This window comes from Pseudoduganella sp. OTU4001 (assembly GCF_038440195.1).
In the GTDB taxonomy this organism is placed as follows: Bacteria; Pseudomonadota; Gammaproteobacteria; order Burkholderiales; family Burkholderiaceae_D; genus Rugamonas.
Genome location: NZ_JASATG010000035.1, coordinates 49,828 through 59,695, shown reverse-complemented (window position 1 = coordinate 59,695; position 9,868 = coordinate 49,828). Strand labels below are relative to the sequence as shown.

The 9,868-nt window shown below is 66.1% G+C and carries 8 protein-coding genes; 3 read left to right on the top strand and 5 right to left on the bottom strand.

Annotated features, from left to right (window positions below; genetic code table 11):
* The first annotated feature begins 82 nt into the window (after positions 1-82).
* A complete protein-coding gene (locus AAHE99_RS22760) occupies positions 83-841 on the top strand; it encodes a GNAT family N-acetyltransferase (RefSeq protein WP_342119672.1) in 759 nt (252 codons plus the stop codon).
* An 83-nt stretch (positions 842-924) separates the two neighbouring features.
* A complete protein-coding gene (gene fdhD, locus AAHE99_RS22755) occupies positions 925-1,737 on the top strand; it encodes a formate dehydrogenase accessory sulfurtransferase FdhD (protein WP_342119671.1) in 813 nt (270 codons plus the stop codon).
* A gap of 3 nt (positions 1,738-1,740) precedes the next feature.
* On the opposite strand, the gene AAHE99_RS22750 is transcribed toward fdhD, so the two are convergent.
* The 4 genes from AAHE99_RS22750 to AAHE99_RS22735 are packed head-to-tail and all read right to left on the bottom strand — an operon-like array spanning position 1,741 to position 7,295.
* Complete coding sequence (locus AAHE99_RS22750) at positions 1,741-2,655, bottom strand: bestrophin family protein (protein ID WP_342119670.1); 915 nt, start codon at positions 2,653-2,655, stop codon at positions 1,741-1,743.
* A 3-nt stretch (positions 2,656-2,658) separates the two neighbouring features.
* Entirely contained in the window at positions 2,659-3,621 is a 963-nt protein-coding gene (locus AAHE99_RS22745) for a cytochrome d ubiquinol oxidase subunit II (protein ID WP_342119668.1), read from the bottom strand.
* A complete protein-coding gene (locus tag AAHE99_RS22740) occupies positions 3,614-4,984 on the bottom strand; it encodes a cytochrome ubiquinol oxidase subunit I (RefSeq protein ID WP_342119667.1) in 1,371 nt (456 codons plus the stop codon). The genes AAHE99_RS22745 and AAHE99_RS22740 overlap by 8 nt, the downstream gene beginning before the upstream one ends.
* Complete coding sequence (locus AAHE99_RS22735) at positions 4,977-7,295, bottom strand: FdhF/YdeP family oxidoreductase (RefSeq protein WP_342119666.1); 2,319 nt, start codon at positions 7,293-7,295, stop codon at positions 4,977-4,979. Before AAHE99_RS22735 ends, AAHE99_RS22740 begins: the two co-directional genes overlap by 8 nt.
* Before the next feature lie 112 nt (positions 7,296-7,407).
* Here AAHE99_RS22735 and AAHE99_RS22730 point away from each other — a divergent pair, with 112 nt between their 5' ends.
* Positions 7,408-8,823 carry an aminotransferase-like domain-containing protein gene (locus tag AAHE99_RS22730; RefSeq protein WP_342119665.1) on the top strand — a complete coding sequence of 472 codons (1,416 nt, stop codon included), beginning with the start codon at positions 7,408-7,410 and terminating at the stop codon, positions 8,821-8,823.
* Here the strand turns inward: AAHE99_RS22730 and moaA are convergent.
* Positions 8,806-9,828 (bottom strand): GTP 3',8-cyclase MoaA, encoded by a 1,023-nt coding sequence (gene moaA / locus AAHE99_RS22725; RefSeq protein WP_342119664.1) that lies wholly within the window; start codon positions 9,826-9,828, stop codon positions 8,806-8,808. The two genes, AAHE99_RS22730 and moaA, sit on opposite strands and share 18 nt — an antisense overlap.
* Positions 9,829-9,868 lie beyond the last annotated feature (40 nt).

Sequence of the window (9,868 nt, the reverse complement as noted above, 5' to 3'; positions counted from 1 at the left end):
TAACGCAGCGGAAATAAAGCTGTCATGTTCATGAAGCAATAGAGGGTCAAACTGGCTTCGTCACTACAAGAAAGGACGAAGCATGCAAACCACGATTGCTACCGCCGAACAGCGGGCCGCCAGCCCGCGACTGGCCCTGAGCATGGCAGCCACCCCGGAAGAGGTGCGCGAGGTCCAGCGCCTGCGCTATAAAGTCTTCATCGAAAACCAGGGCCTGACCGCCCTGGCCACGCCGGATGGCCTGGACAGCGACGAATTCGACGCCACTTGCGACCACCTGATCGTGCGCGACACCGCCACGCTGAAAGTAGTCGGCACCTATCGCCTGCTGAACCCCGCCGGCGCCCGCAAGCTGGGCCGCCACTACTCGGAAAACGAATTCGACCTGGGCCGCCTGAAGCACCTGCGCAGCCGCATGGTGGAAGCGGGCCGCGCCTGCATCCACCCCGACTATCGCGGCGGCAGCGTGATCATGCTGCTGTGGTCCGGCCTGGCCGAATACATGCGCCGCCACCAGTGCGAATACCTGATCGGCTGCGCCAGCATCAGCCTGGCCGACGGCGGCCACAATGCCGTCGCCGTGTACGAGCAGCTGCGCCACAAGCATCTGGCCCCGATGGAATACCGCGTCACGCCACACCTGCCGTTCCCGGTGGAGAAGGTGGAGGCTGCGCGCGCCGCGCAAGTGCCGGCCCTGCTGAAAGGCTACCTGCGTTCGGGTGCCTGGATCTGCGGTGCCCCGGCCTGGGATCCTGATTTCGAAAGCGCCGACCTGTTCGTGATGATGCCGCTGTCGAACCTGGATAATCGCTACGCCCGCCACTACGGCGTGGAAGCCTGACTGTACCCCCGCGCCGCGTGCCAGACTGTGCACGCGCGCGCCGCACCTCCTTTCCTACCATATGGGGGAAAGTGAGGTGAACCATGGAAACCACAGAGGAGCGCACCGGCTACCAGCAGCGCAGCATTGTCCGTCATCGCGGCGCTGCCAGCACCAATGCCACCGACAACGTGGCGGAGGAAGTACCCATCGCGCTCGTGTTCAACGGCATTTCCCATGCCGTCATGATGGCCACGCCGCGCGACCTGGAGCAACTGGCGGTCGGCTTTGCGCTGACCGAAGGGATTGTGCGCTCCCGCGCCGAAATCTACGATATCGAAGTCCACCAGTTGCCGGCGGCGGCCGAAGTCCAGTTGACCATCGCACAAGGCGCCTTCATGCAGCTCAAGGAGCGCCGCCGCTCGCTTGCCGGCCGCACCGGCTGCGGCGTGTGCGGCATCGAAAGCCTGGCGTTGCTGGATCTCGATCCCGAGCCGATGGCCACGCCAGCCTGCCACGCCGCCACATCGGGATTGATTGCGCCGGCGATCGCACGCGCGGCACGCGAGCTGGGCCAGCACCAGGCCCTGATGCGTGAAACCGGCGGCGTGCATGCCGCGGCATGGTGCAGCCCGGACGGCGCGGTGCAATGCGTGTTTGAAGACGTTGGCCGCCACAATGGCATGGACAAGCTGGTAGGCCAGCTCGCCATGCAGGGCACCGACCTGCGGCAAGGTTTCATCTTCCTCTCCAGCCGGGCCAGCTACGAGCTGGCGCGCAAGGCCGCCCGTGTGCAGGTGCCGCTGCTGGCCACCATCTCCGCTCCCACCTCGCTGGCGATCGACATCGCGCGCAAAGCCGGCCTGAAACTGGCCAGTTTCTGCCGCGCCGACGGCTTCGTCGAATATACAGCTTGAAAATCAGTTGACGCGGAAATCCTTGCCCGCCGCCAGTTCCGGCGGCAGCTGTTCGCCGATCATTTCCAGCACCGAGCGCTCGATCGAACGGCAGATCGCCTCCAGCGCCAGGGCGTTCGGCGCATCGCCAAAGGGATCGCCGATTTCCTGCGCAATTGCTTCCAGCGCAAACAGCGTGTAGGCGACAAATACCGCCATCAGCGGCGTTGCTGTGCCAATGGCATGCACCAGCCCGAATGGCAGCAGGAAGCAGTACAGGTAGATGGTCCGGTGCAGCAGCACCGCGTAAGGGTAGGGCACAGGCGTGCTGGCAATACGCTCGCAGCCGCCGACCGCCTCGCCCAACGCATTGACCTGGGCGTCCATCATCCACAGCAGTTGGCCCGGCGCCGGCTGCGCAGCATCCGCCGCTTGCAGCGCGGCGCGAATTTCAGACAGTATCGTGATGGGCCGGTAGGCCAGCGGCAGCAGGCGCTCTGCCGTTTCGGCACCGAGCAGGCGTTCGATATCGGCGCGGGCATCGCTGCCGCGCAGGTGGTGGCGTAGCAGGTGGGTGAAGACAATCACCTGGTGCGCGCACAGGCGGTGGTCGAAGCGCGCGGCCGGCAGGTAGGCCTGCGTCTGCGACACCAGGGCGCGCGCGGCCACCAGTACGCGGCCCCACAGCTGGCGCGCCTCCAGGTAGCGCTGGTAGCTGGCGTTATTGCGGAAGGCCAGGAAGATCGCCAGGCTGACGCCCAGCAGGGAAAAAGGTGCGGTATCAAGCGGCACCCGTTCGCCGAACAATTGGCCATGACCGAGCAAGGCCACCATGCTGACCGCCAGCATCAGCCCGAGTTGCGGCAGGATGGACGGCAGCACCGACCCATGCCATGCGAGCAGCATGCGAAACCAGTTATCGCGCGAACGTATGATCATGGCTCAATGCAGGCCTACACGGCCGCGGAACACATAGTATTGGTACAGATTGTAGCCCACCATGATGGGGAAGATCAGGGCGATCCCGCACAGCATGAAGGCCATGGTGGCGCTGTCCGACGCCGCCTGGGCCAGCGTCAGGCGGCCCGGCACCACGTTGGGGAACAGGCTGACCGCCAATCCCGCGAAGGAGGCCAGGAACAGGCCGATCGCGCCCCGGAATGGACCGTGGCTGGCGCCGATGTGGAGTGCATACAACACATACGCCGCAGCCAGTGCCGCCAACAGGGCCAGCGGCGCCAGTAAAGCCAGCACGCCCGGCTGCATCCAGCGGCCATGCCCGATCTCGCTGGAGAACAGGGTGCCGGCGGTCAGCACGAAAGCTGCGGCCACCGTCGCCACCAGCGCGGTGACGGCATGGCGCCGCGCGGCGGCCACCAGCTTGCCGTGCGCCTTCTTCACCAGGTAAGTCGCGCCCAGCAGGGCATAACCCGCTACCACTCCCACCGCGCATAGCAGGGTGAAGCCGGTCGCCAGCGCGCCAGGCGCCAGGCCGGTAATCACCTTGCCCAGCACGATGCCCTGGCAGGCGGCACATCCCAGGCTACCGATGCCGAACACGATGTCCCAGCCGCGCTTGCGGCGTGCCGCATGGCGGAATTCGATGGCGGCGCCGCGCATGATCAGGCAAGCCACCAGCGCCATGATCGGCACATAAAGCTGCTCCATCAGCATGGCGTAGGCCAGCGGGAAGGCGCCGAACATGGCGCCGCCCAGCACCACCAGCCAGGTCTCGTTGGCATCCCAGACGTGGCCGATGGAAGCAAAGATCTGGTCGCGCTCCGATTCTTGGCGTGTCAGCAGGCTGAGGATGCCGACGCCCAGGTCAAAGCCGTCGGTCACTACGTAAATGGCCAGCATCAGGCCTATCAGGCCGAACCAGGCGGTGGTCAGGATGTCATGCATGTTCAAACTCCTTGGGAGGCTGCTGCGCCAGGTCGGGGCCGGCCTGCAGCCATTTGCGAACGAAGATTGCGAATGCCGTCAGCAGCACGGCGTAAAACACCAGGAACATGGCCGTGCTGGACCAGACTGCGCCGGCCGATACCGACGATGCGGCTTCACTGGTGCGCAGCAAGCCATACACCGACCATGGCTGGCGGCCCACTTCGCGCACGATCCAGCCGCATTCCACGGCGAAGTAGGGCAGCGGGATGCACAGCGTCCACGCCAGCAGCAGTTTGCGGCGCGCCAGCAGTGCTTCCAGCCGGCCGCCGGCACCGCGCAGCGACCAGACGCTCCAGATACCCAGCGCCGCCAGCAGCACGCCGATGCCGGCCATGACGCGGAAGGCGTAATACAGCAGCGGGATGGCCGGCGGCTGTTCGTCGCGCGGGATGTCGCGCAGGCCGGTCACAGTGCCATCCGTGTTGTGGATTGCCAGTACGCTTAGCAGGGCTGGCACCTCGATCGACCAGTCGTTGCGTTGCGCACCGGCGTTGGGCCATGCCAGCAAAGACCATGGGGCGCCGCTGCCGGCGGCATTGGTTTCCCAGTGGCCTTCGATCGCCGCGCCCTTGGCCGGCTGGTGTGCGAACAGCGCGGCGCCGCTGGCGTCGCCCACCAGTACTTGCAGCGGCGCCACCACCAGCAGCGCGCCGAGCGCAATGCGGAACGAGCGTGCGAAGAATTCGGGCTGGCGGCGCTGGTACAGGTGCCAGGCCGAGATGCCGGCCACCACGCACAGGCCGGTCTCCATGGCGGCCAGCCACATATGGGAAACGCTGTGCAGCATGGAGGGGTTGAAGATCGCAGCGAGATAATCCACTACGACGGCGCGGCCATTTTCGACCACGATGCCGGCCGGCGTCTGCATCCAGGAGTTGGCCACCATGATCCAGAACGAGGAGATGGTGGAACCCAGCGCCACCATGGCGGTGGCGAACAGGTGCATCTTGCGCGGGACCTTGCCCCAGCCCCACAGCATGACGCCGATAAAGCCGGCTTCCAGCATGAAGGCCATGGCGCCTTCGAAGCCGAGGATGTTGCCGATAAAGGCGCCGGTGAAGCGCGAGAACGGTGCCCAGTTGGTGCCGAACTGGAATTCCATCGGCAGGCCGCTGACCACGCCGACGGCGAAATTCAGCACCAGCAGTTTGCTCCAGTAGCGCACGTGGTGGTAGTACACCACTTCGCCGCGCCGCAGCCACAGGGCTTCCATCAGCAGGATGAAGGCCGACAGGCTGATGGTCAGGATCGGCCACAGGATATGGAACATCGCCGTCAGCGCGAACTGGGCGCGCGACAGCAGCAACGTCGCTTCATGCATGGAGTTCTCCCTTGGCGGGGTGCAGCAGCACCGGGATGGATTTGGAAGTCGGCGTACCGGCGCCATCGGCCACGCTCGATAGCGGCACCAGCGGATTGGTCTCGGGATAGTAGGCTCCCACGCAACCACGCGGAATGTCGTAGGCCACCAGCAGGAAGTCGTCGGCACGGCGCTCGACGCCGTCATCCCAGACACTGGTGATGTCGACGCGCTGGCCGGCCTGCAGGCCCAGCATGGCCAGGTCCTGCTCATTCGCGAACACCACGCGGCGCAGGCCGAACACGCCGCGGTAGCGGTCGTCCAGGCCGTAGATGGTGGTGTTGTACTGGTCGTGCGAGCGCGTGGTCATCATGGTCAGCAGGCGCTTGCCGTGGACGGCGCGGGCACGGTGGATCGGGGTGTCGCGGTCCACCGCGTGCACGATGAACTGCGCCTTGGCGCTGGGCGTGACCCATTCGCGCTCGCGCGACGCCACCTTCAGGTGGAAGCCGCCGGGCACCGCCACCCGCGCGTTGTAGTCGTGGAAGTCGTCGAACACCTTTTCGATATCATCGCGGATGGCGGCATAGTCGGCGGCGCGTCCGAGCCAGTCGTAACGCGTGCTGCCCAGTGTGGAGTGCGCCATGCCGGCCACAATGGCGATTTCCGAACGCAGCTGGGGCGACGCCGGCTGGTTGATGCCGTAGGAGATGTGCACCATGCTCATCGAGTCTTCGACGGTGACGCCCTGCGCCACGCCATGTTGCAGATCGATTTCGGTGCGGCCCAGTGTCGGCAGGATCAGGGCATCGCGTCCATGGATCAGGTGGCTGCGATTCAGCTTGGTGGCCACGTGCACGGTCAGTTCGCACTGGCGCAGACCGTCCCAGGTGCGCGGCGTATCTGGCGTGGCCATGGCGAAATTCCCGCCCAGGCCGATAAACACCTTGACGCGGCCGTTGAGCATGGCCTGGATGGTGGCCACCACATCGTAGCCGTGGTGGCGCGGCGGTTCGAAGCCGAACACCTGCTGCAGGCGGTCCAGGAAGGCGGCGCTGGGCTGCTCCTCGATACCCACCGTGCGGTCGCCCTGCACGTTGGAGTGGCCGCGCACCGGGCACAGACCGGCGCCGGGGCGGCCGATCTGGCCGCGCATCATCATCAGGTTGGACAGCATCTGGATGGTTGGCACCGAGTGCTTGTGCTGTGCCAGCCCCATGCCCCAGCAGGCGATCACGCGCTCGCTGCCGGCAAACAGGCGCGCCAGGCGTTCGATTGCATCGCGGTCGAGGCCGGACTCCTCCAGCAGCACGGCCCAGCTTTCGTCGCGCAGGTCGCGCGCGAAATCGTGGAAACCGACCGTGTGGGCGGCGATGAAGCCGGTATCGAGCAGGCGCGGACGGCCCGCTGCCAGCGCTTCGTCATCCAGCTCCAACAGGCGTTTGGCCAGCGCCTTGATCAGGGCGAAATCGCCGCCCAGGCGCGGCTGCAGGAACATGGAGCCGATGCGCGTGGCGCTGTTGGTCGCCATTTCAAGCGGGCTTTGCGGGTCCTGGAAGCGCTGCAGGCCGCGCTCCTTGAGCGGGTTGATGGAGACGATAGCGGCGCCGCGCTTGGCGGCGTGGCGCAGCTCGCCCATCATGCGCGGATGGTTGGTGGCCGGATTCTGGCCGAATACCAGGATGGTGTCGGCCAGTTCGAAGTCGTCCAGCGTGACCGTGCCCTTGCCGATGCCGACGGTGTGCGGCAGGCCGCGGCTGGTCGCTTCGTGGCACATGTTCGAGCAATCCGGGAAATTGTTGGTGCCGTACATGCGCGCGAACAGCTGGTAGAGGAAGGCCGCTTCGTTGCTGGCGCGCCCGGAAGTATAGAAGGCCGCCTGGTCCGGGTCGGGCAGGGCGTGCAGGTGGCGCGCCACCAGGGCGTAGGCCTCGTCCCAGCCAACCGGCAGGTACTTGTCGCTGGCAGCGTCGTAGCGCATCGGATGGGTGAGGCGGCCGTGCTGTTCCAGCTCGTAGTCGGTCTGTCCGAGCAGCTCGGTGACGGTATGGGCGCCGAAGAACTCGGGCGTCACGCGCTTGCTGGTGGCTTCCGCCGCCACGGCCTTGACGCCGTTCTCGCAGAACTCGAAGGTGGACGTGTGCTTGCGGTCCGGCCAGGCGCAGCCCGGGCAGTCGAAGCCGTCCTGCTGGTTCTGCGCCAGCAGGGTGCCAAGCTTGCCGGCGCTGACGCGCTCGCGGTACAGGTTGAGGGCCACATATTTGAGCGCGCCCCAGCCGCCGGCAGGATTGGGGTAGGGCGCGATATGGCCGTCTTTTTCGGTTTTTGCCATGTTGTCAGACTCCTTTCGAGGGATGGCGCCAGTGTCGCTCCGGCGCCTTGCCCCGGGCGTGCACAGAATTGACCGTCGCGAAGCAGTACAGTGCTGCGCTATACTGGTTCCCATGAACCTGTACGAGACCCTGGCTGCCGATATCGAATCGCAGGTGGCGCGCGGTGTGCTGCTGGAAGGAGAGAAGCTGCCCTCGGTGCGGCAAACCAGCCAGCGGCGCGGCCTGAGCGTCAGCACCGTGCTGCGCGCCTACTCCCTGCTGGAGAGCAAAGGCGTGATTGAGAGCCGCCCGCAATCAGGGCATTTCGTGCGCGCCCGTCCGCGCGCCAAGGCCCGCACGCCGGGCGCGCCGGCAGTGCCGCCGCTGGTGCTGTCCTCCGAGGTCGACGTGAGCCGTCTGGTGCTGTCTACCCTGCGCACCATCCGCAGCGAAGGTGCGGTGCCGCTTGGCTCGCCGTATCCCGATCCCGCACCGTTCCCGTGGCCGCGCATCAGCCAGTACGCCAACGCCATCGCACGCCGCAGCCAGCACTGGAGCGTGATCGACGATCTGCCGCCGGGGAATCCGCAGCTGATACGCCAGATCGCGCGGCGCCATATGGAGAACGGCCTGGCGGTTGATCCTTCCGAGATCATCGTCACCGTCGGCGCCACCGAGGCGATCAACCTATGCCTGCAGGCAGTGGCTCGGCCGGGCGACACGATCGCGGTCGAATCGCCGACCTTTTACGCCATGCTGCACGCGATTGAACGCATGGGCATGCGGGCGCTGGAAGTGCCGACCGACCCGCGCACCGGCATCAGCATTGAAGGGCTGCGCAGCATCCTGGCGCAGCAGAAAGTGACGGCCTGCATGGTCATGCCGAACTTCCAGAACCCGCTCGGCTTCCAGATGCCTGATGAACGCAAGCGCGAACTGGTGCAACTGCTGGCCGAACATGACATCCCGGCCATCGAGAACGATGTGTATAGCGAGCTGTATTACGGCGACACCCATCCGACAGCGCTCAAAAGCTTCGACCACAAGGGCCTGGTGCTGTACTGCTCATCCTTCTCCAAGAGCCTGACCGCCAACTACCGCATCGGCTGGGCGCTGCCGGGGCGCTACACGGCGCAGGTGGAGAAGCTCAAGTTCCTCAACACCCTGACCACCGCCTCGCTGCCGCAACTGGCGATTGCCGACTATCTGCAAAACGACGGCTACGACCGCCATTTGCGCAAGGTGCGCAAGGGCTACGCCGAGCGCGCGCGCATGATGGCGGCGGCCGTGCTGCGCTTTTTCCCGGCCGGCACGCGGGTGTCGGAGCCGCAGGGCGGCTATGTGCTGTGGGTTGAATTGCCCGAGGGCGTGGATGCGATGAAACTGTATGCCCTGGCACTGGAGCGCAAGATTACGGTCGGCCCGGGCCATATGTTCTCGGCGCGCGGCAGCTATACCAACTGCATCCGCCTCAACTTCAGCTATCCCTGGTCGAAGGAAATTGAAGACGCCCTGCGCATGCTGGGCCGTCTAGCCGCCCACCAGTGACATCCGCACCACGCGGTGCCTGCGCTGCGCGGGGCTGCGCTGCTCCGAATAGCGGTCGCCGCGCGCCTGCCATACGCTACGGATACGGGCCGCCAGCGCCGCCTCCTGTCCGGCGCCCAGCAGTGGGCGCAGGTCGGCGCCATCCTGCGCAAACAGGCAGGTGTACAGCTTGCCGTCCGCAGCCACACGGGCCCGCGTGCAGTCGCCGCAAAACGGCTGCGACACGCTGGCGACGAAACCGATCACGCCTGCGCCATCCGCATGGCGCCAGCGGCTGGCGGTGGCGTGTCCGCGCGCATCGCCGTCGGGCAGCAGGGGATAGCGCTGCTGCACGATGGCGCGCATGGCGTTCGCATCCAGCACCTTGGCCGCGTCCCAGTGCTGCGCGCCGCCGACGTCCATGTATTCGATGAAGCGCAGTTCCACGCCGGTGTGGCGGAAATGCTCGACCAGCGGCAGGATCTGGCTTTCGTTGATCCCGCGCTCGATCACGGTATTGACCTTGAGCGGCGCCAGGCCGGCGCGCTGCGCCGCTGCGATCCCCTCCAGTATGCGCGCCAGCGGGAAGCCGACGCCGTTCATGCGGCCGCCCAGCGCATCGTCCAGGGCATCGAGGCTGACGGTAACCCGGCTCAAGCCAGCGTCCTTCAGCGTTTGCGCGCGCCCGACCAGCAAGGCGCCATTGGTGGTCAGCGCCAGGTCCAGCGCGCGCCCATCGGGTGTGCGCAGCGCGGCCAGGCGCTCGACCAGCTGCGGCAGGTCTTTGCGCAGCAACGGCTCGCCGCCGGTCAGGCGGATCTTGTCCACCCCGAGCCGCACAAAGCTGTGCGCGACCCGTATCAGTTCGTCCAGCGACAATCGTTGCGCAGCCGGCAGGAAAGGGTAGTCCGGCCCGAAGTCCTCCTTCGGCATGCAGTACGGACAGCGGAAATTGCACTGGTCGATGATGGACAGGCGCAAGTCCCTGAGCGGGCGGCCGCGGGCGTCGATAAGTTGGGTATCCATGCATGTAAGCATAGACGTGGCGCGCTATGGTGGGCAGTAC

What these genes read in the sequence shown, in the direction of transcription:
- AAHE99_RS22760 (WP_342119672.1), top strand. Translation starts at nt 83, where the DNA reads ATGCAAACCACGATTGCTACCGCCGAACAGCGGGCCGCCAGCCCGCGA.
- fdhD (WP_342119671.1), top strand. Translation starts at nt 925, where the DNA reads ATGGAAACCACAGAGGAGCGCACCGGCTACCAGCAGCGCAGCATTGTC.
- AAHE99_RS22750 (WP_342119670.1), bottom strand. Translation starts at nt 2,655, where the DNA reads ATGATCATACGTTCGCGCGATAACTGGTTTCGCATGCTGCTCGCATGG.
- AAHE99_RS22745 (WP_342119668.1), bottom strand. Translation starts at nt 3,621, where the DNA reads ATGCATGACATCCTGACCACCGCCTGGTTCGGCCTGATAGGCCTGATG.
- AAHE99_RS22740 (WP_342119667.1), bottom strand. Translation starts at nt 4,984, where the DNA reads ATGCATGAAGCGACGTTGCTGCTGTCGCGCGCCCAGTTCGCGCTGACG.
- AAHE99_RS22735 (WP_342119666.1), bottom strand. Translation starts at nt 7,295, where the DNA reads ATGGCAAAAACCGAAAAAGACGGCCATATCGCGCCCTACCCCAATCCT.
- AAHE99_RS22730 (WP_342119665.1), top strand. Translation starts at nt 7,408, where the DNA reads ATGAACCTGTACGAGACCCTGGCTGCCGATATCGAATCGCAGGTGGCG.
- moaA (WP_342119664.1), bottom strand. Translation starts at nt 9,828, where the DNA reads ATGGATACCCAACTTATCGACGCCCGCGGCCGCCCGCTCAGGGACTTG.